Source organism: Pseudomonas sp. RGB (assembly GCF_007713445.1).
In the GTDB taxonomy this organism is placed as follows: Bacteria; Pseudomonadota; Gammaproteobacteria; order Pseudomonadales; family Pseudomonadaceae; genus Aquipseudomonas.
This window is the reverse complement of record NZ_VMSH01000006.1, coordinates 53,303-79,386: the sequence shown is the minus strand read 5'-3', so window position 1 is coordinate 79,386 and position 26,084 is coordinate 53,303. Positions and strand designations below refer to the sequence as shown.

The following is a 26,084-nucleotide window of genomic DNA, read 5'->3' as shown; positions in this document are numbered from 1 at the left end:
TATTAACCGAGCTGCTAAACCCGGTCGCTGATTTTGCAGCGACTGGGGGAGGTTAGCGGGGAGGGGAAAGCGCGGCCAGTTCACCGACAGCGCGACATATTGAAGGAAAAATCCGAAGGCCCGCTGGCTGGGCTTTCCATCCTCCAGAAACAACAAAACCCGCACTGGGCGGGTTCTGTTGATGCTTCGAATTGGCCGGAATCACCACCTGGCCATCGCCATCGCCGCGCAACCAATCATCCGGTTGTACCCGCACGCCGCCCAGCGTCACGGGCGCCTGGATCGCCTTAACACGCACCCGATCCTTTCCGGTGCGCGTCCAGTTACCCCAGGAAAAAATCGGGTAATTAAGCTCCAGCGCACGGTCGACATCGCTGCAGATACCGTCAATCACCGTCCCGGCCAACTGCTTACGGGCGGTGGTAGAGGTCAGCAAGTCGCTCAATGGTGGTATCGAGCCGCGCCTGGTTGTCGATCACCACCACCTCGCATTGCTGAGGTCGGTGCAACTCAGGGCGTTGAGACGGGTAAAAATAGAGGTTTGCATGGTGTGGCCTTCCTTGTGTCCGATAGGTTAACGCACGCTGGCGGCGTTACTGAATGCATGGATCTTGTCGACGATCTGGCGCGATGCCGTCCTGATTGCCGTGGTGGTATTGCCGGCGATATGCGGCGTTAATTGCGCGCAGGGAATGCCGGTCAGTGGCGAGTCGAACCGGTCCTTTTCCAGGGCAAAGGTATCGATGGCGACCGCCTTGATATGCTTGGGAAACTGACGCATGAAGGCTGCCAGCTGGTGTTCGTCGACGATCCCGCCGCGTGCGGTATTGATCAGGATTGAACCTGGGCGCATCTGCCGGAACTCGGCAGTGCCGAACAAGCCTCGGGTCAGCGTGGTGAGCGGGACGTGGATCGAAACGATGTGCGCCTCGGCCAGTAACTGCGCAAGGTTTGCTCGTCGCTCAAGCTCAAGGCTGCGTGCCATCGGTTCGGTGAAACGCTCCGACCCGGTGGCGATCACCTTGATGCCCAGCGCCGCCGCCTTGCGTGCCACCTGCCGGGCAATGCTGCCGGTGCCCACCAGCCCAAGCGTGAGTTCGGCGTATTCGGGGCTAGGTGCCAAGGTGCCTTTTGCCCAATGGCCGTTGTGGGTTTGGGCGTTGTAGTAATCCAGGTCGCGAGACAGAAACAGCGTCTGGGCCACGACGTACTCGGCAACCGCGGCCGCGTTGGAACCTGGCGTGTTGAGTATCGCCACGCTGCGCTGCTCGCACTCAAGCCGATCAATATGATTAACCCCGGTGCCGGCCTGGGCAATAGCGCGCAGTGGCGTGGCCAACGCGGGCGAGCTGGCGGCGCGGATCAGGCTGGCGCCCAGGGGGATGTTCAAGCGCGTCTTGAACACGCTGTAACCCCCGGCCCGACTCACGGCGGCAATAAAGGCCGGCTCGTCGTGGCAGTTGATCTCGGCATACTGAATGCGCGTGGTGTAGTGCTGCCGGATGCGCTCTTTGTCCGCGAAATAGTGCAGGTTGAGGGTGACGGCCAGACCCAGCTCAAGAAAGCGATCAACTTCCTCAAACAGTAACGGTGGGCCGGGGGCATCGAGTATCAGGGTAGTAAATGCCATACAGTTGATCCTCTTGGAGGGTAGCGCCTGCCAATACCCAGGTTGCCCTGGGTATTGGGGCTGATCACCAGGTGAAATGGCGGGCGCTGATGGGATCGACCAGACCTGCATCGGTACTCACGGCCGCGAGGAACCCGCTGTAGAAATCATTCAGCGATGAAGACTGGATGAACTCGGGATTGCTCTTGGCGTAGATAAGAAACAACCGATAGATTCTCAGGTTCTTTTCCTTGCGGTAGACCTCTGCCTTGAGGCTAGGCCACAGGTTGAGCAAGCTGCCTTGTCCAGACACGACAGCGTATCGATTTCGGCGTAGATCCTCAGGCAGGCGCGAGTGTGCGGGGTTTGCGAAGCATCATCCGTGTTTGCCTTGAGTGCGTGCTCCAATGCTCGCCATAAAACGTCATACAGTAACGCGGGGTTGGTATGGCCGATTGACGGGCGAGTTGATGCATTTTCCAGTATGGAGTTGATCACATGATTCATGGGTTCAAGCCTCGATAATTACAAATCCCTTATTTGCATGGCGCCAAACAGGCACAAGCAAAATCATCAATGTCCCAGGCTTAACCCACTGCGTCGCAACGAACGGAACTCACCTGTTCGCCGACAGAAAGGCTCCTTGTCGGTACCAAAAAAAACGGCAAAAATTGAAACAACTTGTTACATCTGTGAGCAATAAAGCATGTCCCCGCTTTCCCGACAAAAGACCTTTTGGGAATAAGCGGCATCAAAAAAATGATAGGGAGCTATTCAATATTGTTGGATGAAGTTCTGATTTTGAGGGCCGACATTTTCTTAAGCTTCTGTTTTTTCGAGATGAAAAATAGCTAAAAGAAAAAATAGCCAGAAAAGCGTTGGTGCAACGGCGAGGTATTTTCTAGAGGGAGATGAAAAAAGTTTCTTGAGGCTAACAGCCGCTCCCCGCTCCCATACACGAGCCTTTATAGGATCCAAATGAACTCTCGGAGGCTAAAAATACGCCCGTTGGCGCTTCGAACCTCGTCTTTAACGACATACGCCAGCGCGACTTCGGTCAGCTCCGGATCCCACCCATGCTCATTCAGGACGGTGCTGGTCATGAGCGCACGCGGTGGCTGACCAAGCGGTCGTGAAAACCCATGCGTTTCAATGCCATGTTGGCGGTCTGGCTATTGGCGACCATCGGGGCATTCACTTCTGATAAGGGCGTTGATTTCATGCTCGGACATACATGCAGCGTGAGTGAGCACCAGATGTCTTCGGCATATGCGGGAGTGACGCAATCCTTCTTCAATTACGCGGTGGCCACGTTCTCGAACGTATATTGCGTGTCCGCTCGTTTAGCTTCCTGTAGCTCATCGCGTTGAGCTTTGGGGCCGATACCCTGCGCAAACAGCTCTCTGGCCTCAACGGTTTTCTTCCTGGCTTGCGCAAGAAAAACCTCGGGGTATGAGCCGAGTGCCATGTTGATTCGATTCTTGGTGACGTGCATCGAGCGATTGACTCTGACACGCAGCTGAAACCCGTCGCCATCGGTGAGGACGTCTTCCTTGTCTCTCGGTTTGATCGCCTCGAGCTGGCGGTCGGAGAGGCGGGTGGTTTGAGCGCACATGAGAAGTACTCCATCACGCTTTTTGGTCTTCCCAGGATTAGCCCTAGGTAGCCGGGAATACCATTGGGAATACCAGACTGCCTGGAGTTCAAAAAACCTGGAAAGCCTCCAGCAGCCCTGAAACCCCGTATTCACTGGGTTTCAGGCACAAAAAAAGACGTCCGTGGACGTCTTTAGATGTTGAAGTGGTGGAGCCGGGGGGATTTGAACCCCCGTCCGCCAGTACTCCGCTGTCGGTACTACATGCGTAGCCGTATCTATTAAGTTAACCCTCAGCGACCCGAAGGGCAGGGTGCTTTGGGCGAGTTGTGTAAGTTTTAGCCGCTTCGTCCACAACGTACTGCACGGCGATTCTGTTCTATATGACAATCACTTTGGGTTTACAGACATCCCCTGGTGATTGCTGGACCCGAAGGTACCAGAAGCTCAGGTCTAAGGCTGCTTACGCAGCGATAGCGAATTCCTGGCCGTAGTTTTCGTCATTGGCAACTATAAGAAGTTGCAACAGTGGATTTACGAGTTCTGTTACCAACTCGGCATGCACCTAAAGTTTCGCGACCGGCGTCGAATCCTAAACGGCCCCGTGCTTGTAACTCGTTGTTTCATAGTGAGTGACAAGCCTGTGCAGTGTACGCCAAACCGTCACAGAAGGCCAACCCGAAGGTTGACCTCTGCGGCTGGCGTGGTTACTGATTGCCACCTTTGTCGCTGTTCTGCAGGTCTTGCAGGGCTTTGGAGGTGATCTCGATGCACTTCTTGTCATCACCGGCCGCGTGCGCGGCTTTGGCTTGGGAGACAGCGGTATCGATTTCGCCTTTTTTGCCACTGGTATCGGTTGCGAGCAGGGCTTGGCCGTTATTGATTTTGTCCAGATTGATTTTGCACAGATCAGGCTCACCGGCAGCAAAAACAGGGGAGGCCATCATCGCAGCGGTAATGAACAAGCCAGCAAGAGCGGAACGCTTCATAGGGTATCTCCTTGCGAAAAAGGGCTCGACGCTGCTGGCGTTCAGAGGCGGCCAGCGACATCACTGTTAAGCCTCGTACGCCGAGGCCTATTCAAATGACTACGCAGACGCACAGGCGTTCGGTTTAGTGGCCATTTAATGCACTCGAGCTTGCGTTACCCGGTCCACCAGGTACACCAACCCGTGATAATCAATGCCTCCATGCTGGCTCAGGCCGATCTCGCAGGTGCGGCTGGTGGAAATGCCTTCGCTGCAATGTTGCACGGCGTCCTTGAGCGATCGCAGTGAGTGGGCGTTGAGCTCGGGCGTGGTAAAGCCTTTGTCGCCGGCAAAACCGCAGCAATGGATGCCTTCCGGGATCACCACGTTTTTTGAGCAGCGTCGCGCGAGATCAATCAACGCCTGGCTCTCGCCCAGATGCTGAGTGCTGCAGGTGACGTGCACGGCGATGGGCGCCTCCTGCGGCGTGAAGTCGAGGCGGTCCATCAGGTGGGTGCGGATAAAACGCACCGGGTCGTAGAGGTCCAGGCGTGTTTCGCCCAGGTCTTGTACCAGGCGCAGGGTGCAGGGGCTGGTGTCGCAATAGATCGGGTCGAGGCCGCCGCGGCTGGCGTGGAGCAGGGCGCCGATCAGTTCCTGGCGTTTGTGCTCGGCTTGTTCGGCATAGCCTTTGGAGGCGAAAGGCTGGCCACAGCACAGGCTGTCCTGATTGTCGGGAAAGACTACCTGGTAACCGGCTTTTTCCAGCAGCCCTCGGGTCTTTTCGTACAGCGACATCTGCTCTTTATCACCCGCCGCCGGGCCCATGGCGCGTGAGACGCAAGCTGCCAGGTAGACCACGCGCGGTCGCTCATCCGTCACGGCCGGGCTGAAGCGAATGGCTTTTTCCGGCTGAGGTATGGCGCTGCTCCACTGCGGGATTTGCCCCATGGACAGCTTGGTCACCGTCGCGGACAGTTTGGCCAGGCGTGGCGCGCCCAAGAGCATGCGCGCGCCGTTGGCGACATGCAGGGTAAAGCGCGCACCTTGCAGTGCCGTGGCGAAATGGCTGGCAAGCCATTCGGCGGTTTTCTGACTGTCAGCGTCACGGGCGCGCAGCTTTTTCACCAGGTCGCCGGTATTGATGCCTACAGGGCAGCGTTGAGCGCATAACCCGGTGGCGGCGCAGGTGTCGATGCCTTGGTAGTGGTAAGCCGCTTCCAACTCGGTGGTGTCTGCACCCGCGCGTTTCTTCGCCTGGATATCGCGCCAGATCACAATGCGCTGGCGCGGGCTCAAGGTCAGGCCCTTGGAGGGGCATACCGGCTCGCAGAAACCGCACTCGATGCACTTATCCACAATCTCGTCGGCCGCAGGCAATGGCTTGAGGTGTTTGAGGTGAATGTGCGGGTCTTGGCTGAGCACCACGTCGGGGTTGAGAATGCCATTGGGGTCGAGCAGGCGTTTGAGCTGCCACATCAACTGATACGCATCGCTGCCCCATTCCAGTTCAACGAACGGCGCCATATTGCGGCCAGTGCCGTGTTCAGCTTTCAGCGAGCCACCGAACTCGACCGCTACCAGTTGCGCGACGTCGTCCATGAACGCTTTATAACGTGCGATTTCTTCAGTGCTGTTGAAGCCTTGGGTGAACACAAAGTGCAGATTACCTTCCAGGGCATGTCCGAAAAGGATGGCTTCGTCGTAGTGATGTTTGTCGAACAACTCGATCAAGCGGTTTACGCCGATGGCCAACTGCTCGACCGGGAAGGTCACGTCTTCGATGATTACGGTGGTGCCGGTTTTACGTACAGCACCGACGGCGGGGAAGGTGTCTTTGCGGATGGCCCACAGCCGTGCGTTCTCAACCGGGTCTTCGGTGAAGTCGACCTGTTTTTCCACAGGGAAAGGTGCCAGGGACGCCATGATCAGCGACAGTTGCTCGTGCAGCAATGACGGCGACGCGGCGCGGGATTCGATCAGCAGCGCACAGGCGTTTTCCGATAACTGCTGTACGAAAGCCGGCATGCCCGGTTTGTCCTGTACCGAACGCATGCTGCGCCGGTCCAGCAATTCGACGGCCGAGACCGGCTGGGTTTTCAGCACCGTCACCGCGTTGCAGCAGGTTTCGACATCCGGGAACACGATCAGCGCCGAAGCTTTGTTCGGGTGATCGATCACCGTGTCGTAAGTCACCGCGCTGATAAAACCCAGGGTGCCTTCGGAACCCACCAGCAAGTGGCTGAGGATATCCAGTGGCTCGTCGAAATCCACCAGGGCATTGAGTGACAGGCCGGTGGTATTTTTCAGACGGTATTTGTGGCGGATTTTGGCCGCCAACTCAGCGTTTGCCCGCGTCTCACGTCCCATCGTCGCCAAGCGTTCCAGCAGCGCGCCATGTTGGTTACGAAAGGCCGCGACGCTGGCTGCATCTTCGGTATCCAGGCGGCTGCCATCGGCCAGTACCAGCCGGATGCCAGCCAGGGTGTGATAGGTGTTCTGCGCGGTACCGCAGCACATGCCGCTGGCATTGTTGGCGACGATGCCGCCAATTTTGCAGGCATTGATCGACGCGGGGTCCGGACCAATCTTGCGTCCGAACGGCGCAAGCCACGCATTGGCCTGCGCGCCAATCACGCCGGGTTGCAGGCGGATCTGTGTGCCTTGCCCACGAATCTCGCGACCGTTCCAATTGTCACCCAGCACGATCAGCACCGAGTCGCTGATGGCTTGGCCTGACAGGCTGGTGCCCGCCGCGCGGAAGGTCACGGGTACGCGATCACGCTGAGCCAATTGCAGCAGTGCAGCTACTTCGTCTTCCGACTCCACGCGAATCACCAGCTGTGGGATTAGTCGGTAAAAGCTGGCGTCGGTGCCGAAGGCCAGGGTGGAAAGTGGATCGTCGAAGCGACGATCTTTCGGGATCAGTTGTGCGGCGTCGCTCAGGAAAGCAGCAGGCAGGCTCATCGGTCCTCCAGAAATAGCTGACGCCGGCATGCGTGTCCGGCGTCGATTCTTACCCTATTACGTGCAGGTTTCAGTGCACCAGCATACCGGTGAACCAGTAGGCCTGCGCCAGCGTGATCAGCCCGACGATGGTGGCAAAAAACAGGCTGTGCTTGAGGGTAAAGCGGAACAGATCGGATTCCTTGCCCACCAGGCCGGTGGCGGCGCAGGCGACGGCGATCGACTGCGGCGAGATCATCTTGCCGGTCACGCCGCCGCTGGTATTGGCGGCAACCAATAGCACGTCGTTGACGCCGATCTGGTGGGCAGTGGTGGCTTGCAGCGAGCTGAACAGGGCATTGGACGATGTGTCAGAGCCTGTCAGAAAAACGCCCAGCCAGCCAAGGAACGGCGAGAAGAACGGGAATGCAGCACCGGTTCCGGCCAGCACCAGTGCCATGGTCGAGGACATGCCGGAGTAGTTGGTAACGAAGGCAAACGCCAGCACCATGCCAATCGAGAGGATCGGCCAGCGCAGCTCGTAGAAGGTCTCTTTTAAAGTGGTCAGACCAGTTTTTGCGTTGATCTTGAGCACCAGCATCGACACGAGTGCGGAGAAGAAAATCGCCGTGCCGGTGGCTGAAATGGGGTCCAGTTTGAACACGGCTGGAATCGCTGTTGGGGTGGTGACGATCGGGGCGACCTTGATCACCAACTGGTCCAGGTGCGGGATCGCGAAGTTGAAGACCCAGCTGTACATCGAACCGCCCGCCGCGAACATTGCCTTGAAAGGTTTGAGGGTCCAAAGGGTGACCAGGATGGTCAGGATCAGGAACGGCGACCAGGCTTTGAAAATCTGCCCCAGGCTGTAGGGCGAAGCGACCGTTTGGCGTGGTTGGCCGAAGCCGCCGGCACTGGCGGTAACTGCGGCGCTGGACGTCGCGCCGGCAATCTGCGCGCCCGCGGTGCGCTTGGGCTGCCAGACTTTCAGGAACAAGGTCAGGGCTATCAGGGCGGCCAGCGCGGAAGTGATGTCCGGCAGCTCCGGGCCGATGAAGTTGGAAGTGAAATATTGGGTAACGGCAAAGCTCAGGCCTGCCACCAAGGCGGCCGGCCAGGTTTCACGAACGCCACGCAGGCCGTCCATCATGAACACCAGCCAGAACGGCACGAACAGCGACAGCAGGGGCAGTTGGCGGCCGGTCATGGCGCCGATTTTGAATGCGTCAATGCCGGTGACCTGGCCTGCGACGATGATCGGAATACCTAGCGCGCCGAAGGCCACCGGCGCCGTGTTCGCGATCAGGCACAGACCGGCGGCGTACAACGGGTTGAAACCCAGGCCGACCAGCAGGGCGGCGGTGATCGCCACAGGTGCGCCGAAGCCGGCCGCGCCTTCGAGGAACGCGCCGAAGCAGAAACCGATCAGCAGCACTTGCAGGCGCTGGTCGTCGGTAATCGACAGCACTGAGCTGCGGATGATCTCGAACTGGCCGCTCTTGACCGTCAGTTTGTAGAGAAACACGGCTGCGACGATGATCCACGCGATAGGCCACAGGCCGTAGGCAAAGCCATAACCAGCGGCGGCCAGTGCCATGTCCACGGGCATCTGGAAGGCAAAGATAGCCACCAGGATCGACAGCCCCAAGGTGATGCTCCCGGCGACGTGGCCTTTGAGGCGAAACACGGCCAAGGCGAGGAAGAAAAATACGATTGGAGTGACGGCGGCCAATGCGGACAGGCCGAGGCTGCCGAGCGGGCTGTAGAGCTGTTGCCAGGTTTGCATATGGGGTGGCCCCTGATTGTTGTTGTTAGGTCAGCGTGGGTAATTGGTAATACCAATTTACAGTTGCTGTTGGCTAGAGTAAAAGCCTGGGATGGGGTGTGTCAATTTGCCGCTCGCGAAACTTTGGTCGTAGCTGGGCGGCGCAGAGGTTCTGCTCGGGTAAATCGAGGGCGTTCTGATAGGTGCCGCAAGCGCGGCGATAGGCCAGAATAGAGGGCCCGGCGAGTGGTCGGGATTGTGGAGAGTGAGTTATGGGGTTTGATCAGGTGCGTCAGCGCCGTTTGTCTGACGATATCGTCGAGCAGCTTGAGGGCATGATCCTCGAGGGCACGTTGAAGTCGGGCGAGCGCTTGCCGGCCGAGCGCGCGTTGGCTGAGCAATTTGGCGTGTCGCGGCCGTCGTTGCGCGAGGCGATCCAGAAGCTGGCGGCCAAGGGGTTGCTGGTCAGTCGCCAGGGCGGCGGCAACTATGTGGCGGACTCCCTGGGATCGACGTTCAGCGACCCGCTGCTGCACCTGCTGGAAAATAACCCCGAGGCCCAGCGGGATTTGCTGGAGTTTCGCCAGACGCTTGAAGCATCGTGTGCTTATTACGCCGCACAGCGCGCCACCGAGGTCGATCGTGAGCGGCTGACTGCAGCGTTTGAGGCATTACAGGACTGCTACACGCGCGTTGATGAAGTGAGTCGGGTGGAGGAGGGCGCGGCGGATGCGAGGTTTCACTTGGCTATCGCCGAGGCCAGCCATAATGCGGTGTTGCTGCACACCATCCGCGGCTTGTTTGATCTGCTCAAGCGCAACGTGGTGACCAACATCGGTGGCATGTACCAGCAGCGTACGGAAACCCGCGACATGCTGATCAGTCAGCACCGGGATTTGTACCTGGCGATTATCGAGGGACGGGCCGAACAGGCGCGTGAAGTTTCAACACGCCATCTGCTGTATGTGCAGGAGGTCTTGGAGGAGGTGCGTCAGGAGGTCCAGCGCGTGGCGCGGGCGGAGCGACGTAAAGGCCTGTAGCCCGGGTGAGTCACCCAGGGCTACATCGTCACAAGGATTATTCTTCCTTGCCCTTGTTACGTACGGCGCGATGCAGCTCACGATTGGAGTCGCGCTCGCGCTCGGTATCGCGCTTGTCGTATTCCTTTTTACCCTTGCCCAATGCGATCTCGCACTTGACCAGGTGCTTGCTCCAGTACCACGACAGGCAGATGCAGGCATAGCCCTTCTGCTGTACAGCGGCGGCGAGCTTTTCGAGTTCGCGGGCATTGAGCAACAGCTTGCGCGTGCGCACCGGGTCAGCAATCACGTGGGTGCTCGCGGTGGTCAGCGGGGTGATATGACTGCCGAGCAGCCATGCCTCGCCATCCTTGAGCAATACGTAGCTGTCGACCAGTTGCAGCTTGCTGGCGCGCAGACTTTTTACTTCCCAGCCGGCCAGGACCAGACCAGCCTCGAACCGATGTTCGATGAAGTAATCGTGTCGCGCCTTTTTATTTTGCGCGATGGTCCCTGTGGGGTGTTTCTTTTGTTTAGCCATAGGGGCGGCATTATAGGGAGTTGCGAGCGTGTCGGCTACGGTCAACCTGCGTGCTTGAGCGTGTTGGACGAATCCCGGACAATACCGGCAGTTCTTTGGTTTTTTTCTCTCGCGGATTGGGCTGTTCTTTCGCGATGTTTGCCTCAGCAGTGGAAGTAACGCTCACATGACGACGCATATTCAACGTTCGGCTTTATTGCCTTATCCGGCGCAGGCGCTCTATGACCTGGTCAATGACGTGGCGCGTTACCCGGAATTCCTGCCATGGTGCAACACCGCCGAGGTGCTGGAGAGCAGTGATGAGCACATGGTTGCCAGTGTCGGTGTGGCGAAGGGCGGCCTTAGCCAGCATTTTGTTACGCGCAATGTGTTGGTCCCTGGGCAATCCATCGAAATGAATTTGCAAGAGGGGCCGTTCACCCAGCTTCATGGGGTGTGGGTGTTCAAGGCGCTGACTGACAAGGCCTGCAAGATCAGTCTGGACCTGTCTTTTGATTATGCGGGGCCAATTGTGCGGGCAACGTTGGGGCCTTTGTTCAACCAGGCGGCCAATACGCTGGTGGACGCGTTCTGCCAGCGGGCCAAGCAACTGCATGGTTGAGATTGAGGTGGTGTATGCCGCCGAAGACCGCCAGGTCTTGTTGGCGGTCACGGTGCCGGCGGGCACAAGCCTGAGGGCTGCGGTGCAGGCGTCGGGTATCGCAGTGCACTTTCCAACAGTGGTCTTGGCTGATTGCCCTTTGGGCATATTCGGCAAGGTAGTTGCGGATGCGGATACGCGCGCTGTGCGGCCGGGTGACCGTATCGAGATTTACCGGCCCTTGCTGGCAGACCCCAAGGAAGTGCGCAGGCTGCGCGCGGCCAAGGCGGCGAGAGCACGGCAGAAATTTTCATGACCCCCTGCTAAAAGGCAGGCAACAAAAAGCCCGGCATGCCGGGCTTTTTATCGAGCGCCGCAAACTTACTGCGGGTCGGTGTCCAGAGGCTGAGGCGTCGGGACTGGAACGGTTTGCACGCCGTCCACGTCCTTCTGGATCTGATCCAGCAAGGAGCCTGGCTTGGCCGGTACTTCAGACTTCGGCTTCTCTGCTTCCTGCGCGGGCGCAGTCACATTGGTGCCGTTGTCCTTGCCCAGCAAGGCTTCATCACGGCTTACGCCAGGCATGAAGTCACCGGACAGGCTGACAAGCTGGTCACTGCCATTGAAAATGACACTGACGCGTTCCTGCTGGCGTTCACCGCCACCAGGCTGGATGCTGTAGAGATAATCCCAGCGATCGGCATGAAAAGTGTCGGTCAGCAGGGGGTTGCCCATAATAAACCGTACTTGCCGTCGGGTCATTCCCGGGCGTAACTGGTCTATCATGTCCTGCGTGACGACATTGCCCTGCTGGATGTCGATTTTGTAAACCCCGGGGAATGAACAACCGGCGAGTGCGAGCAGTCCCACAAGGGTGAAACTGGTTAGCAAGAGCTTGGTGTTTTGCATCGGTGGGCGACTTCCACTATCTTGGCTGGGACAACGTAAACGCCGATCATACCCGTATTAAGAGAAGCTGCGAAGCAGCATCCGCGAGAAAGCTAACCATGGTTGAAAATAGCGAACTACGCAAAGCCGGTCTTAAAGTGACTCTGCCACGAGTCAAGATTCTACAAATGCTCGATTCTGCTGAGCAGCGCCACATGAGTGCCGAGGATGTTTACAAGGCGCTGATGGAGTCTAACGAGGACGTTGGCCTGGCCACGGTTTACCGTGTGCTGACCCAGTTTGAAGCCGCAGGGCTGGTGGTTCGTCATAATTTCGACGGCGGTCATGCGGTGTTCGAATTGGCTGACGGTGGTCATCACGACCACATGGTTGACCTGGATACCAACGAGGTTATCGAGTTCACCAGTCCGGAAATCGAGAAGCTCCAGAAGGCTATCGCCGAAGAGCATGGTTTCGATTTGGTGGACCATAATCTGGTGCTGTACATCCGTAAGAAAAAGTAAAAATCGACGCAGATTTGCTCTGCAAAACGATTGAAGGCGACCCTAGGGTCGCCTTCGTGCTTTCTAAATAGAAGAAATAACCGGGTTTTAGGCCTTGGCTGCCACGACCATTTTCTTCGCGTGGGCCAAAGACTCTTTGGTCAGGTCGATCCCGCCCAGCATCCGCGCCACCTCTTCCACGCGTTCCGACTTGTTCAGTTTGGAGACGGCCGTGTGGGTTGCATCGCTGCCGCGTACTTTATGTACAAACAGGTGCTGATGCCCTTGAGCGGCCACTTGCGGCAAGTGGGTCACGGTCAAGACCTGCCCACGTTCTCCCAGGCGGCGCAGCAATTGGCCAACAATTTCCGCAGTCGGCCCGCCGATACCCACGTCTACTTCATCGAATACCAGTGTGGGTACCCGCGAGGTTTGCGCGGTAATGACCTGGATCGCCAGGCTGATTCGCGACAGCTCGCCGCCAGACGCCACTTTCGCCAACGCCTTGAGCGGCTGACCGGGGTTGGCGCTCACCAGCAGCTCCACCTGTTCCAGGCCGTGGGGTTGCAGCTCATTGCTGGTGTTGGCATGCAGTTCGATGGTGAAGCGCCCGCCCGGCATGCCCAGGCGCTGAATTTCCTGTTCTACCGCTGCGGCCAGGCCTGTGGCCGCCTGCTGGCGCAGGTCGCTTAATTCGTGAGCTTTCTCCTGGTAGTGGCGAGCAAAGGAGGCGAGCTCGTCACCGAGGCGCTCAATGGATTCGTCATTCGCGTTCAAGGTTTCGATTTCATCCAGCAACTTCTGCTGCATCGTCGCTACTTCGGTTGGCTGAATTCGATGTTTGCGGGCCAGGGTGTAAATAGTGTCCAGACGTTCTTCGATTTCCTGCAGGCGCGCTGGGTCCGCGTCGAAGTGATCAAGGAAGCGATTCAGTTCGCCCACGGCCTCTTCGACCTGGATCTGTGCGCTGGTCAACAGTGTTGTGGCTTCACTCAGCGAGCCGGACGCGTTGTTCACGCTGGACAGTCGATTGAGGCTGGCGGTCAATGCGTTCAGGACATTGCCCGAATCACTTTCGCTGCACTGCTCCACCACTTGGCGACAGATACCCAGCAGGGTTTCGGCATTGGTGAGGTTCTTGTGCTCCTGCTCGAGCTGCTCAAGCTCGGTTTCGCCAAGGCCCAGGCTTTCGAGCTCTTCAAGCTGATAGCTAAGCAACTGATGGCGAGCGCGCTGCTCGTCGCCGGAATTGGAAAGACGCTCCAGCTCCTGACGAGTCTGACGCCAGCGCTGGGCGGCAAGTTGTACCTGCCGGGCCAGGTCGGTGGCGCCGGCATATTCATCGAGCAGGCGGCGATGGGTATCGGTTTTCAGCAGGGATTGGTGTTCGTGCTGGCTGTGGATATCGATCAGCAGCTCGCCCAGTGCTTTCAAGTCGCCAAGAGGGCAGGGCGTGCCATTGATGTAGCCGCGGGAGCGGCCTTCCGCGGTGATGACCCGGCGCAGGATGCACGGGCCTTCATTATTAAGGTCGCGCTCGGCCAGCCAGATTTCGGCTTCTGGAATGTCTGCCAGGTCGAAGGTCGCCAGGATATCGGCCTTGTCCGCACCGGGTCGCACCACGCCGCTGTCGGCACGGTCGCCAAGCGTCAGGCCCAAGGCGTCGAGCATGATCGACTTGCCGGCACCGGTTTCGCCTGTGATTACGCTCATCCCGCGATCCAGTTCGAGGTCCAGATGTTCAACGATGGCGTAGTTATGTACAGACAGGTGCACGAGCATGGCGGCCGCTCCGAGGCGTTAGGTCTGGTTATTTATACAGTGTTTTGTTTGAGGCTGACAATCCTGATGCTTAGCTCGATTTGCTTGATTGCAGAAGTTTCTTAGCTCAATGAGGAATGAGTGCGCAGGAATTGATCCAGAGCAGGCGAAAGACTTTTGGTAACGCCTGCGCTCTTGAACCTGGAAATTGTGGCCCCATATACCGGAACAGAAGCGCGAGTTGAGTTCGCGCATGATTTTGAAAGGAGAAATCTATGGCTGACGAACAGACGCAGGATACGCAAACTCCAGACGCCAATTCGGCTGCCGGTGATGAGCTGGCGACTCGTGTGCAAGTGCTCGAAGAGCAATTGGCTGCTGCGCAGGATCAGTCTTTGCGTGTTGCCGCCGATCTGCAGAACGTCCGCCGCCGTGCCGAGCAGGATGTCGAGAAGGCTCACAAATTCGCGTTGGAAAAATTCGCCAATGACCTGCTGCCGATTATCGATAGCTTGGAGCGTGGCCTTGAGCTGTCCAACCCGGACGATGAAAACATCCGCCCGATGCGCGAAGGAATTGAGCTGACGCTGAAAATGTTCCAGGACACCCTCAAGCGTTATCAGCTGGAAGCTATCGATCCGCAAGGCGGCGAGCCGTTCAATGCAGAGCATCACCAAGCCATGGCGATGCAGGAAAGCCATGACCTGGAGCCCAACAGCGTATTGAAAGTGTTCCAGAAGGGTTATCAGCTTAACGGTCGCTTGTTGCGCCCGGCGATGGTGGTGGTGAGCAAGGCTCCTGCACCTGTTGCACCTTCTATTGATGAGCAGGCTTGAAATCAGTCGTAACGGCCCCATCTATAAGTCAAGCGTTTAAGTGCTACCGCAGTTAGCCACCACTGCTGCGGCAACCAAATTAAAGTTTCGGGAGAGTAAATCATGGGCAAAATTATCGGTATCGACCTGGGGACTACCAACTCCTGCGTCTCCGTGCTGGAAAACGGCGTTGCTAAAGTTATCGAAAACGCCGAAGGCGCGCGTACCACGCCGTCGATCATTGCATACGCCAACGACGGTGAAATCCTCGTAGGTCAGTCGGCCAAGCGTCAGGCTGTGACCAACCCGCACAACACCCTGTACGCGGTGAAGCGTCTGATCGGTCGTAAGTTCGACGAAGAAGTCGTACAGAAAGACATCAAGATGGTCCCTTACAAAATTGCCAAGGCTGACAACGGTGACGCCTGGGTTGAAGTAAACGGCCAGAAAATGTCGCCGCCGCAGATCTCGGCTGAAATCTTGAAAAAGATGAAGAAAACCGCCGAAGACTACCTCGGTGAAGCAGTGACTGAAGCGGTGATCACCGTTCCGGCCTACTTCAACGACAGCCAGCGCCAGGCGACCAAAGACGCCGGCCGCATCGCGGGCCTGGACGTAAAACGTATCATCAACGAACCTACCGCAGCGGCTCTGGCTTACGGTATGGACAAGGCCAAGGGCGACCACACTGTGATCGTTTACGACCTGGGTGGCGGTACTTTCGACGTCTCCGTGATCGAGATCGCTGAAGTTGACGGCGAGCACCAGTTTGAAGTGTTGGCCACCAACGGCGACACCTTCCTGGGCGGCGAAGACTTTGACATTCGTCTGATCGACTACCTCGTTGACGAATTCAAGAAAGAAAGCGGCATGAACCTCAAGGGTGACCCGCTGGCCATGCAGCGCCTGAAAGAAGCCGCTGAGAAAGCCAAGATCGAGCTGTCTTCCGCTCAGTCGACCGACGTGAACCTGCCGTACATCACTGCAGACGCCACCGGTCCTAAGCACTTGAACGTGAAGATCTCGCGTTCCAAGCTGGAAGCACTGGTTGAAGACCTGGTTCAACGCACCATCGAGCCTTGCCGCATCGCGCTGAAAGACTCCGGTATCGACGTTGGCTCGATCAACGACGTGATCCTGGTTGGCGGTCAGACCCGTATGCCACTGGTTCAGAAGCTGGTCACCGAGTTCTTCGGCAAAGAAGCCCGTAAGGACGTGAACCCGGACGAAGCCGTTGCCATGGGTGCTGCTATCCAAGGTGCGGTACTGGCCGGTGACGTGAAAGACGTGCTGCTGCTGGACGTCAGCCCGCTGACTCTGGGTATCGAAACCATGGGCGGCGTGATGACCGCGCTGATCGAGAAAAACACCACGATTCCTACCAAGAAATCGCAAGTGTTCTCGACTGCCGACGACAACCAGGGCGCTGTGACCATTCACGTGCTGCAAGGTGAGCGTAAGCAAGCGGCGCAGAACAAGTCTCTGGGCAAGTTCGACCTGGCTGAGATTCCACCAGCACCACGTGGCGTGCCGCAAATTGAAGTGACCTTCGACATCGACGCCAACGGCATTCTGCACGTAGGCGCTAAAGACAAGGCCACAGGCAAAGAGCAGAAGATCACCATCAAGGCCAACTCCGGTCTGTCTGATGAAGAAATTCAACAGATGATTCGTGATGCTGAAGCCAACGCTGATGCAGATGCCAAGTTTGCTGAGCTGGCCGGCGCCCGTAACCAAGGCGATGCCCTGGTTCACTCGACGCGCAAAATGATCTCCGAAGCAGGCGACAAAGTGACTGCTGAAGAGAAAACCGCAATCGAAGCAGCTGTGGTTGCCCTGGAAGCCGCCATCAAAGGCGACGACAAGGCTGCCATCGAAGCCAAGGTTGAGGAGCTGTCGAAAGTTTCCGCACCGGTTGCTCAGAAAATGTACGCCGAACAAGGCCAGCCGGCAGAAGGCGCTGCGCAGCACGCAGAGCCTGAAGCCAAGCACGACGATGTTGTCGATGCCGAGTTCGAAGAAGTTAAAGACCAGAAGTAAGTTGGTCGCCCGGTTGACCGCTATCAAGCGGTGACTGGTAGGATGTCGCCGCGCGGGAGCTTGCTCCCGCGTTGGCGTGTCTGGGGTATGCGAATTTTTACAACATGCGACAAGGTTCGGATGTTGGCGGTGTGACTGGGAATGCTCCTGCTTCCTGGCGACAGTCACCGCGTTTTTGGCCGGCTCCCTGGCTAAAAGCAGTTATGACCAGGATCGTTGAATTGACGTGAGTTGGGTCCGGGCCTGTATTGGGGCTCAACGAGTTTGGCAAGGCTCAGGAGGGTCTGGCCGAACGTCCTTAAGAGTGCAAAGACTTATGGCAAAGCGTGACTATTACGAAGTGTTGGGTGTGGAGCGTGGCTCCAGCGAGGCGGACCTGAAAAAGGCATACCGTCGCCTGGCGATGAAGCACCACCCGGACCGTAATCCGGATAGCAAAGAATCCGAAGAACTGTTCAAAGAGGCCAATGAGGCCTACGAGTGCCTGTCTGATCCCAACAAGCGTGCGGCCTACGACCAGTATGGTCATGCGGGTGTTGACCCAAGCATGGGCGGCGGCGGTGCTGGCTTTGGTGGTCAGAATTTCTCCGATATTTTCGGCGACGTATTCAGCGACTTCTTCGGCGGTGGTCGAGGCGGCCAGCGTGGCGGCGCTCAGCGTGGCAGCGATTTGCGCTACACCCTGGAGCTGAACCTGGAAGAAGCCGTGCGCGGCACCAGCGTCAATATCCGTGTGCCGACGCTGGTCAATTGCAAACCGTGCGATGGCTCGGGCGCCAAGAAAGGCTCCTCGCCGATCACGTGCCCAACCTGCGGCGGTATTGGCCAGGTGCGTATGCAGCAGGGCTTCTTCTCGGTGCAGCAGACCTGCCCGCGTTGCCATGGTCAGGGCAAGATCATTTCTGATCCGTGCGACTCCTGCCACGGCGAAGGCCGCGTAGAAGAGTACAAGACCCTCTCGGTGAAGGTGCCGGCGGGTGTCGATACCGGTGATCGCATTCGTCTGTCGGGCGAAGGTGAGGCGGGGACTCAAGGTGGGCCTACGGGCGACCTGTATGTGGTGATCAATGTGCGCGAGCACTCGATCTTCCAGCGCGATGGCAAACACCTGTTCTGTGAAGTGCCGATCAGCTTTGTCGATGCGGCCCTGGGTGGCGAGTTGGAGATTCCGACGCTGGACGGTCGGGTCAAACTCAAGATTCCTGAAGGTACGCAGACCGGCAAACAGTTCCGTATTCGTGGCAAAGGCGTTGCGCCGGTACGCGGTGGCGGTGCTGGCGACCTGATGTGTCGCGTGGCGGTGGAAACACCGGTCAACCTCGGGCGTCGTCAGCGCGAACTGCTGGAAGAGTTCCGCAGTTCGTTGGAAGGTGATGACTCCCATTCGCCGAAAACCACCGGCTTTTTCGATGGCGTGAAGCGCTTCTTCGGCGACCTGTAAGGAAGTGAGTATGCGACGTATAGCCGTAATGGGCGCTGCCGGGCGCATGGGCAAGACGCTGGTCGAAGCGGTGCAGCAGCGTTCGCCGGCCTCGGGGCTGACGGCGGCGATTGTTCGCCCGGGCAGCACGTTGATCGGTGCGGATGCAGGTGAGCTGGCCTCGCTGGGGCGCATCGGCGTTTCGTTGTCTGGCAACCTGGAGCAGGTGGCTGACGAGTTCGACGTGCTGATCGATTTCACCCTGCCGGAGGTGATGCTGAAAAACCTGGCGTTCTGCCGCAAGGCGGGCAAAGCCATGGTGATCGGTACTACGGGCTTGAGTGCTGAGCAGAAGCAGTTGCTGGTGGAGGCGGGCAAGGATATTCCAATCGTCTTCGCTGCCAATTTCAGTGTGGGCGTGAACCTGTCGCTCAAGTTGCTGGACCTGGCCGCTCGCGTGCTGGGTGATGAGGCGGATATCGAGATCATCGAAACCCATCATCGCCACAAGATCGACGCGCCGTCGGGTACCGCATTGCGCATGGGCGAAGCCATCGCCGATGCGCTGGGGCGTGATCTGTCGAAAGTCGCGGTGTATGGCCGTGAAGGTCATACCGGGGCGCGTGCGCGTGACACCATCGGTTTTGCCACTGTGCGCGGTGGCGATGTGGTGGGTGATCACACCGTGCTGTTCGCCTCCGAAGGCGAGCGCCTGGAGATCACGCACAAAGCCTCAAGCCGCATGACATTCGCCAAGGGTGCGGTACGTGCCGCCCTCTGGTTGGAAGGTCGTGAAGCGGGGCTGTACGACATGCGTGATGTGCTGGATCTGCACTAATCAGTAGCTAAAACGGGGCCTCAGGATTATCCTGAGGCCCCGTTTTTACCCGCTAGGCGACTTCCTGTCGCATTCCCCTGCCTTTAAGGCTCATTAGCGGTGGACCAAAAAAGCCTTTTTCTGTAAGCTACAGCTTTAGTGTGTCCACTAAAAGCGCGCAGAATAATTCAGTGAAGAAGCGGGGTGACGTGTCCATACGTCACTCCGCTTTTTTACAACCTGCGATCGCCCTTTCAGGCTTTATTTACGGGAGGTCTTCTTGACTAAGCCAGCCATACTCGCCCTTGCTGATGGCAGCATTTTTCGCGGCGAAGCCATTGGAGCCGACGGTCAAACCGTTGGAGAGGTAGTGTTTAACACTGCCATGACCGGCTATCAGGAAATCCTTACCGATCCTTCCTACGCCCAACAGATTGTTACCCTGACCTATCCGCACATCGGCAACACCGGTACTACACCGGAAGACGTCGAGTCTGATCGTGTCTGGTCGGCTGGTCTGGTCATTCGTGACCTGCCGCTGGTTGCGAGCAACTGGCGTAACACGATGTCGCTGTCCGATTACCTGAAAGCCAACAATGTTGTGGCAATCGCCGGTATCGACACGCGCCGCCTGACACGCATCCTGCGTGAAAAAGGCTCGCAGAACGGCTGCATCATGGCGGGTGACAATATTTCCGAAGAAGCGGCGATTGCCGCAGCGCAAGGCTTCCCTGGCCTGAAAGGCATGGACCTGGCGAAAGTTGTCAGCACCAAAGAGCAGTACGAGTGGCGCTCCACTGTCTGGGACTTGAAGACCGACAGCCACGAGACCATCGACGCTGCCGACCTGCAATACCACGTGGTCGCCTACGACTACGGGATCAAGTACAACATCCTGCGCATGCTGGTTGAGCGCGGTTGCCGCGTGACCGTGGTGCCGGCGCAAACCCCGGCCAGCGACGTGCTGGCCCTGCAGCCGGACGGTGTGTTCCTGTCCAACGGCCCGGGTGACCCCGAGCCTTGCGACTACGCCATCAAAGCGATCAAGGAAGTGCTGGAAACCGAGATTCCGGTATTCGGTATCTGCCTCGGTCACCAGCTGCTGGCCCTGGCCTCCGGCGCCAAGACCCTGAAAATGGGTCACGGCCACCACGGCGCCAACCACCCTGTGCAAGACCTGGACACTGGCGTTGTGATGATCACCAGCCAGAACCATGGTTTTGCGGTGGATGAAGCGACTTTGCCGGCTAACGTTCGCGCTATTCACAAGTCGCTGTTCGACGGTTCCCTGCAAGGCATCGAGCGCACCGACAAGAGCGCGTTCAGCTTCCAGGGCCACCCTGAAGCCAGCCCGGGCCCTAACGACGTAGCGCCGCTGTTCGACCGTTTCATCAATGAAATGGCCAAGCGACGCTGACTGAGCGGCCTGCGGGCGGCCCCGAATGTCGGTGGCCCCCGCAGGCTCTTCAAAGAGTGTTCAAGACGGCTTGCCGACTGACCTGCGGATTTGAGTGACAAACCCATGCCAAAACGTACAGACATAAAAAGCATCCTGATTCTCGGCGCTGGCCCGATCGTGATCGGCCAGGCCTGCGAATTCGACTACTCCGGCGCCCAGGCCTGTAAAGCCCTGCGCGAAGAGGGTTACCGCGTCATCCTGGTGAACTCGAACCCGGCCACCATCATGACCGACCCGGACATGGCCGACGCCACCTACATCGAGCCGATCAAGTGGCAGACCGTTGCCAAGATCATCGAGAAAGAGCGTCCGGACGCGCTGCTGCCAACCATGGGCGGCCAGACCGCACTGAACTGCGCCCTGGACCTGGAGCGCGAAGGCGTCCTGGAAAAATTCGGCGTAGAGATGATCGGCGCCAACGCCGACACCATCGACAAGGCTGAAGACCGCTCGCGTTTCGACAAGGCCATGAAGTCCATCGGCCTGGATTGCCCGCGTTCCGGTATCGCCCACAGCATGGAAGAGGCCAATGCGGTCCTCGAAAAGCTGGGCTTCCCGTGCATCATCCGTCCGTCTTTCACCATGGGCGGCACCGGTGGCGGTATCGCCTACAACCGTGAAGAGTTCGAAGAAATCTGCGCCCGTGGTCTGGACCTGTCGCCGACCAAAGAGCTGCTGATCGACGAATCCCTGATCGGCTGGAAAGAGTACGAGATGGAGGTTGTCCGCGACAAAAAGGACAACTGCATCATCGTCTGCTCGATCGAAAACTTCGACCCGATGGGTGTGCACACCGGCGACTCGATCACCGTTGCTCCGGCGCAGACCCTGACGGACAAGGAATACCAGATCATGCGTAACGCCTCGTTGGCGGTATTGCGTGAGATCGGCGTGGAAACCGGCGGTTCCAACGTTCAGTTCGGCATCTGCCCGGACACCGGCCGCATGGTCGTGATCGAGATGAACCCGCGTGTATCGCGTTCTTCGGCGCTGGCATCGAAAGCCACCGGCTTCCCGATTGCGCGTATCGCTGCCAAGCTGGCGATCGGTTACACCCTGGACGAGTTGCAAAACGAAATCACTGGCGGCGCTACGCCTGCATCCTTCGAGCCGTCCATCGACTACGTCGTGACCAAGCTGCCACGTTTTGCCTTCGAGAAGTTCGCCAAGGCTGACGCTCGCCTGACCACCCAGATGAAATCCGTCGGTGAAGTCATGGCCATCGGCCGGACTTTCCAGGAGTCCCTGCAGAAAGCCCTGCGTGGCCTGGAAGTGGGTGTTTGCGGTCTGGACGAGAAGCTCGACCTGAGCAACCCGGAAAGCATGAGCGTGCTCAAGCGCGAGCTGACCGTGCCGGGCGCCGAGCGTATCTGGTACGTGGCCGATGCTTTCCGCGCTGGCATGACTGTCGAACAAATCTTCGGCATGAACATGATCGACCCGTGGTTCCTGGTGCAGATCGAAGATCTGATCAAGGAAGAAGAGAAGGTCAAGACCCTCGGTCTGTCCTCCATCGACCGCGACCTGATGTTCCGCCTCAAGCGCAAAGGTTTCTCCGACCAACGTCTGGCCAAGCTGCTGGGTGTGACCGAGAAGAACCTGCGCACGCATCGCCACAAGTTGGATATCTTCCCGGTCTACAAGCGCGTTGACACCTGCGCGGCCGAGTTCGCCACGGACACTGCGTACCTGTACTCCACCTATGAGGAGGAGTGCGAAGCCGCACCGTCGGGCCGCGACAAGATCATTATCCTGGGCGGCGGTCCAAACCGTATCGGCCAGGGCATCGAGTTCGACTACTGCTGCGTACACGCCGCTCTCGCCCTGCGCGAAGACGGGTACGAGACCATCATGGTCAACTGCAACCCGGAAACCGTTTCCACTGACTACGACACTTCCGACCGTCTGTACTTCGAGCCGGTCACCCTGGAAGACGTGCTGGAAATCTGCCGCGTCGAGAAGCCAAAAGGCGTGATCGTCCAGTACGGTGGCCAAACTCCGCTGAAACTGGCTCGCGCCCTGGAAGCAGCCGGCGTGCCTATCATCGGCACCAGCCCGGACGCCATCGACCGTGCCGAAGACCGTGAGCGCTTCCAGCAGATGGTTGAGCGCTTGAGTCTGCGTCAGCCGCCTAACGCCACCGTGCGCAGCGAAGACGAAGCCATCCGCGCAGCCAGCAAGATCGGTTACCCGCTGGTGGTGCGTCCGTCCTACGTATTGGGCGGCCGTGCGATGGAAATCGTCTACGAAGAAGAAGAGCTCAAGCGTTACCTGCGTGATGCGGTGAAAGTGTCCAACGACAGCCCGGTGCTGCTGGACCACTTCCTCAACTGCGCCATCGAGATGGATGTGGATGCTGTTTGCGACGGCACCGACGTAGTGATCGGCGCGATCATGCAGCACATCGAACAGGCGGGCGTTCACTCCGGTGACTCCGCCTGCTCACTGCCGCCATACTCGCTGCCGGCGCACATCCAGGACGAGATGCGCGAGCAAGTCAAGAAAATGGCCCTGGAGCTGGGCGTGGTCGGCCTGATGAACGTTCAGTTGGCGCTGCAAGGCGAAGACATCTACGTCATCGAAGTCAACCCGCGTGCTTCGCGTACCGTGCCATTTGTTTCCAAGTGCATCGGCGTTTCCCTGGCGATGATTGCTGCCCGTGTGATGGCCGGTAAGACCTTGAAGGAAATCGGCTTCACCAAGGAAATCATTCCTAACTTCTACAGCGTGAAAGAGGCGGTGTTCCCCTTCGCCAAATTCCCTGGTGTGGACCCGATCCTGGGCCCAGAGATGAAGTCCACCGGTGAAGTGATGGGCGTGGGCGACACCTTCGGTGAAGCGTTCGCCAAAGCCCAGATGGGTGCAAGCGAAGTGCTGCCGACCGGCGGTACCGCGTTCATCAGTGTGCGGGATGATGACAAGCCGCTGGTTGCAGGCGTGGCCCGTGATCTGATCAACTTGGGCTTTGAAGTCGTGGCCACCGCCGGGACCGCCAAGCTGATCGAAGCTGCCGGCCTGAAAGTGCGTCGCGTGAACAAGGTGACGGAAGGCCGTCCGCACGTGGTCGACATGATCAAGAATGACGAAGTCACCCTGATCATCAACACCACTGAAGGTCGCCAGTCGATCGCGGACTCCTACTCCATCCGTCGTAATGCCTTGCAGCACAAGATCTACTGCACCACCACCATTGCTGCTGGCGAAGCCATCTGCGAAGCGCTCAAGTTCGGTCCGGAAAAGACCGTGCGTCGCTTGCAGGATCTACACGCAGGATTGAAGGCATGACCAAATACCCAATGACCGTCCAGGGCGCCAAGGCCCTGGAAGAGGAACACGCCCATCTGACCAAGGTTGTCCGTCCGAAGCTGAGCCAGGATATCGGTACGGCCCGCGAGCTGGGTGACTTGAAGGAAAACGCTGAATACCATGCTGCTCGCGAGCAGCAAGGTATGGTCGAAGCGCGGATCCGGGACATTGAAGGCCGTATGCAGAACGCGGTGATCATCGACGTCACGACCATCCCGCATACCGGCAAAGTGATTTTCGGTACCACCGTGGAAATCGCCAACGTCGAGACGGATGAGCGCGTTGTTTACCACATCGTTGGCGAGGACGAAGCTGACTTCAAACTCGGCAAGATCTCGGTTGGTTCGCCTCTTGCTCGCGCCTTGATTGCCAAGGAAGAGGGTGATGTGGTGGCGGTGAAAACGCCCGGTGGCGTGATCGAGTACGAGATTGTTGAAGTTCGTCACATCTGAAAGACGGCGCCCGCTTCGTGCGGGCGCCATGCTTTGGCAGCTTGCCCAGATGCTTTGGGTGGGCGGCGTGTGGTTGTTACACATTGGTTTACTGCCGACGCTGGGCCTGATTGGCCTGGCGCCGTTGCTGATCGATGAAATCGACGGATTGCTCAGCGCGCTGCTGGTAGGTTTTGCGGCGGCGTGCGTGACGCTCCAGGTGCTGGTGCTGATCAAGGCCGAGGGCTTGGGGAGTTTGTGGCGGGATATTCGCGGCCAACTGCTGTTGATGGCGCTGTACGCATGCGCAATGTTTTGCGTGGTGCATACGTGGCTGCCGGAAGCGTTGCGCTGGCAGCTATTCAGCTATCTTGTGCTAGGGTTCTCCGGCTTGGTGCTGGTTTTACAACCGGCGCCAGGATGGAGTGGCGGGGCGCGCGAAGCACGCCCGTGACCCTTTTGTTACTTGAAGCGGTGTACGTTCGACAGTTGCTTGTTGACGCTGAAGTTCTTGCGATACAGCAGCGCCATCTTGCCGATGACCTGAACCAGATCCGCTTTGCCGACCTTGCACAGTTCTGCAACGGCGGCCAAACGCGCTTCGCGGTCAAGGATGTTGACCTTGATCTTGATCAGTTCGTGATCGCCCAATGCGCGTTCAAGTTCGGCTAACACACCTTCAGTCAAACCGTTGTCTGCCACAATCAGAACTGGTTTCAGATGGTGGCCAATGGATTTGTACTGTTTCTTCTGCTCTTGAGTGAGCGGCATAATCTGACCCCTGCGTCTGATCTTGTAAAAAGCGGCGGCCAGTTTACCCGAGCGAGTCCGGGACCGCCCAGTTAATCACGACCCGTTTTATTTTTCGAGGTGGCCCGTGGCCCGTTCCAAAACTAGCCTTAAGTGGCTGCAAGAGCATTTCAACGATCCTTACGTCAAAAAGGCTCAAAAGGACGGTTACCGTTCGCGGGCCAGCTACAAGCTCCTTGAGATCCAGGACAAGGACAAATTGATTCGCCCCGGCATGAGCGTTATTGATCTTGGCGCGGCCCCTGGTGGCTGGTCCCAAGTGACCAGTCGTCTGATTGGTGGGCAGGGCCGCTTGATCGCTTCCGACATCCTGGAAATGGACAGCATCCCGGATGTGACCTTTGTTCACGGTGACTTCACCCAGGACGCCGTGCTCGCAGAGATCCTCGAGGCAGTGGGAAATTCGCAGGTAGACCTTGTGATTTCCGACATGGCCCCCAATATGAGTGGATTACCGGCCGTCGATATGCCGCGCGCAATGTTCCTGTGTGAACTGGCGCTGGATTTGGCGGGGCGGGTGTTGCGTCCGGGTGGTGATTTTTTGGTGAAAGTCTTCCAGGGCGAAGGTTTTGACGAGTACCACAAGAACATCCGCAAGTTGTTCGACAAGGTGCAAACGCGCAAGCCAGACTCTTCTCGGGACAGGTCTCGAGAGCAATACCTGCTGTGCCGCGGCTTCCGCGGTGTTGAAGGTGCGGCGAGTGAAGAGCGTTTTTGAGGAATTCGAGGAGGGCGATAGGTTTTTTTATATCGCTTTCGTCACGAAGCTTTACGAATATTGTGTAGTCAAAGTTTCACAAAGGGTTACAGAC

23 protein-coding genes, 1 other RNA gene and 1 pseudogene are annotated in these 26,084 nt (G+C 58.1%); 13 read left to right on the top strand and 12 right to left on the bottom strand.

The genetic code is table 11. The annotated features are described in order from the left end of the window. Positions 1-52: 52 nt before the first annotated feature. From FPT15_RS30025 to FPT15_RS14555, 8 genes and pseudogenes are all read right to left on the bottom strand, one after another. Positions 53-445 carry a hypothetical protein gene (locus tag FPT15_RS30025; protein ID WP_256676457.1) on the bottom strand — a complete coding sequence of 131 codons (393 nt, stop codon included), beginning with the start codon at positions 443-445 and terminating at the stop codon, positions 53-55. 129 nt (positions 446-574) lie between these two features. Continuing rightward, the gene (locus tag FPT15_RS14585) at positions 575-1,630 is read right to left on the bottom strand and encodes a D-isomer specific 2-hydroxyacid dehydrogenase family protein (protein ID WP_145162184.1); all 1,056 of its coding nucleotides are present in this window, start codon (positions 1,628-1,630) and stop codon (positions 575-577) included. Positions 1,631-1,694: 64 nt separating this feature from the next. Beyond that, a complete protein-coding gene (locus FPT15_RS14580) occupies positions 1,695-1,922 on the bottom strand; it encodes a hypothetical protein (protein ID WP_256676456.1) in 228 nt (75 codons plus the stop codon). Between the two features lie 688 nt (positions 1,923-2,610). Continuing rightward, positions 2,611-3,224 (bottom strand): annotated as a pseudogene (locus FPT15_RS14575) (integrase arm-type DNA-binding domain-containing protein); the annotation flags it as partial. A gap of 186 nt (positions 3,225-3,410) precedes the next feature. Beyond that, positions 3,411-3,807, bottom strand: a transfer-messenger RNA (tmRNA) gene (ssrA, locus tag FPT15_RS14570). A 103-nt stretch (positions 3,808-3,910) separates the two neighbouring features. Continuing rightward, positions 3,911-4,192, bottom strand: a complete 282-nt coding sequence (locus tag FPT15_RS14565) for a hypothetical protein (RefSeq protein ID WP_106579272.1) — start codon at positions 4,190-4,192, stop codon at positions 3,911-3,913. Between the two features lie 135 nt (positions 4,193-4,327). Then, complete coding sequence (locus FPT15_RS14560) at positions 4,328-7,138, bottom strand: FAD-binding and (Fe-S)-binding domain-containing protein (RefSeq protein WP_145162180.1); 2,811 nt, start codon at positions 7,136-7,138, stop codon at positions 4,328-4,330. A 70-nt stretch (positions 7,139-7,208) separates the two neighbouring features. Further along, positions 7,209-8,903 (bottom strand): lactate permease LctP family transporter, encoded by a 1,695-nt coding sequence (locus FPT15_RS14555; protein ID WP_145162177.1) that lies wholly within the window; start codon positions 8,901-8,903, stop codon positions 7,209-7,211. Positions 8,904-9,154: 251 nt separating this feature from the next. Here FPT15_RS14555 and FPT15_RS14550 point away from each other — a divergent pair, with 251 nt between their 5' ends. Further along, positions 9,155-9,922 carry an FCD domain-containing protein gene (locus FPT15_RS14550; protein ID WP_106579269.1) on the top strand — a complete coding sequence of 256 codons (768 nt, stop codon included), beginning with the start codon at positions 9,155-9,157 and terminating at the stop codon, positions 9,920-9,922. A 37-nt stretch (positions 9,923-9,959) separates the two neighbouring features. Here the strand turns inward: FPT15_RS14550 and smpB are convergent, their stop codons facing one another. After that, positions 9,960-10,442 (bottom strand): SsrA-binding protein SmpB, encoded by a 483-nt coding sequence (gene smpB / locus FPT15_RS14545; protein ID WP_003176160.1) that lies wholly within the window; start codon positions 10,440-10,442, stop codon positions 9,960-9,962. Positions 10,443-10,608: 166 nt separating this feature from the next. Here smpB and FPT15_RS14540 point away from each other — a divergent pair, with 166 nt between their 5' ends. Next, the gene (locus FPT15_RS14540; protein ID WP_124418492.1) at positions 10,609-11,043 is read left to right on the top strand and encodes a type II toxin-antitoxin system RatA family toxin; all 435 of its coding nucleotides are present in this window, start codon (positions 10,609-10,611) and stop codon (positions 11,041-11,043) included. Further along, positions 11,036-11,338, top strand: coding sequence for an RnfH family protein (locus FPT15_RS14535; RefSeq protein WP_145162174.1), 303 nt, complete (start codon positions 11,036-11,038; stop codon positions 11,336-11,338). The genes FPT15_RS14540 and FPT15_RS14535 overlap by 8 nt, the downstream gene beginning before the upstream one ends. 65 nt (positions 11,339-11,403) lie before the next feature. On the opposite strand, the gene FPT15_RS14530 is transcribed toward FPT15_RS14535, so the two are convergent. After that, positions 11,404-11,931, bottom strand: coding sequence for an outer membrane protein assembly factor BamE (locus FPT15_RS14530; protein WP_145162171.1), 528 nt, complete (start codon positions 11,929-11,931; stop codon positions 11,404-11,406). A gap of 98 nt (positions 11,932-12,029) precedes the next feature. Here FPT15_RS14530 and fur point away from each other — a divergent pair, with 98 nt between their 5' ends. After that, positions 12,030-12,434 (top strand): ferric iron uptake transcriptional regulator, encoded by a 405-nt coding sequence (gene fur / locus FPT15_RS14525; protein ID WP_024077449.1) that lies wholly within the window; start codon positions 12,030-12,032, stop codon positions 12,432-12,434. 87 nt (positions 12,435-12,521) lie between these two features. Here the strand turns inward: fur and recN are convergent, their stop codons facing one another. Further along, on the bottom strand, positions 12,522-14,195 hold the full coding sequence (recN, locus tag FPT15_RS14520) for a DNA repair protein RecN (RefSeq protein WP_145162168.1): 1,674 nt from the start codon (positions 14,193-14,195) through the stop codon (positions 12,522-12,524). 254 nt (positions 14,196-14,449) lie between these two features. On the opposite strand from recN, the gene grpE reads away from it, so the two are divergent. The 8 genes from grpE to FPT15_RS14480 all read left to right on the top strand — a co-directional run bounded on the left by grpE (position 14,450) and on the right by FPT15_RS14480 (position 24,916). After that, positions 14,450-15,010: a nucleotide exchange factor GrpE gene (grpE, locus tag FPT15_RS14515; RefSeq protein ID WP_017139264.1), complete on the top strand. Its 561-nt coding sequence runs from the start codon at positions 14,450-14,452 to the stop codon at positions 15,008-15,010. Positions 15,011-15,112: 102 nt separating this feature from the next. Further along, positions 15,113-17,029, top strand: coding sequence for a molecular chaperone DnaK (dnaK, locus tag FPT15_RS14510; protein ID WP_106579264.1), 1,917 nt, complete (start codon positions 15,113-15,115; stop codon positions 17,027-17,029). A 316-nt stretch (positions 17,030-17,345) separates the two neighbouring features. Then, positions 17,346-18,470, top strand: a complete 1,125-nt coding sequence (gene dnaJ / locus FPT15_RS14505) for a molecular chaperone DnaJ (RefSeq protein ID WP_119741042.1) — start codon at positions 17,346-17,348, stop codon at positions 18,468-18,470. Between the two features lie 10 nt (positions 18,471-18,480). Next, positions 18,481-19,287 (top strand): 4-hydroxy-tetrahydrodipicolinate reductase, encoded by an 807-nt coding sequence (dapB, locus tag FPT15_RS14500; RefSeq protein WP_145162164.1) that lies wholly within the window; start codon positions 18,481-18,483, stop codon positions 19,285-19,287. Positions 19,288-19,546: 259 nt separating this feature from the next. Beyond that, a complete protein-coding gene (carA, locus tag FPT15_RS14495; RefSeq protein ID WP_145162161.1) occupies positions 19,547-20,683 on the top strand; it encodes a glutamine-hydrolyzing carbamoyl-phosphate synthase small subunit in 1,137 nt (378 codons plus the stop codon). A 105-nt stretch (positions 20,684-20,788) separates the two neighbouring features. Then, positions 20,789-24,010 (top strand): carbamoyl-phosphate synthase large subunit, encoded by a 3,222-nt coding sequence (gene carB / locus FPT15_RS14490; protein WP_145162157.1) that lies wholly within the window; start codon positions 20,789-20,791, stop codon positions 24,008-24,010. Beyond that, positions 24,007-24,483, top strand: coding sequence for a transcription elongation factor GreA (gene greA, locus FPT15_RS14485; protein WP_083356716.1), 477 nt, complete (start codon positions 24,007-24,009; stop codon positions 24,481-24,483). The genes carB and greA overlap by 4 nt, the downstream gene beginning before the upstream one ends. A 28-nt stretch (positions 24,484-24,511) precedes the next feature. Next, positions 24,512-24,916, top strand: coding sequence for an MFS transporter (locus tag FPT15_RS14480; protein ID WP_106579259.1), 405 nt, complete (start codon positions 24,512-24,514; stop codon positions 24,914-24,916). An 8-nt stretch (positions 24,917-24,924) separates the two neighbouring features. Here FPT15_RS14480 and FPT15_RS14475 read toward each other — a convergent pair whose 3' ends face one another. Next, on the bottom strand, positions 24,925-25,233 hold the full coding sequence (locus FPT15_RS14475) for a YhbY family RNA-binding protein (RefSeq protein ID WP_106579258.1): 309 nt from the start codon (positions 25,231-25,233) through the stop codon (positions 24,925-24,927). Positions 25,234-25,339: 106 nt separating this feature from the next. Here FPT15_RS14475 and rlmE point away from each other — a divergent pair, with 106 nt between their 5' ends. Further along, on the top strand, positions 25,340-25,990 hold the full coding sequence (gene rlmE / locus FPT15_RS14470) for a 23S rRNA (uridine(2552)-2'-O)-methyltransferase RlmE (RefSeq protein WP_034117848.1): 651 nt from the start codon (positions 25,340-25,342) through the stop codon (positions 25,988-25,990). The last annotated feature ends 94 nt before the right edge of the window (positions 25,991-26,084 follow it).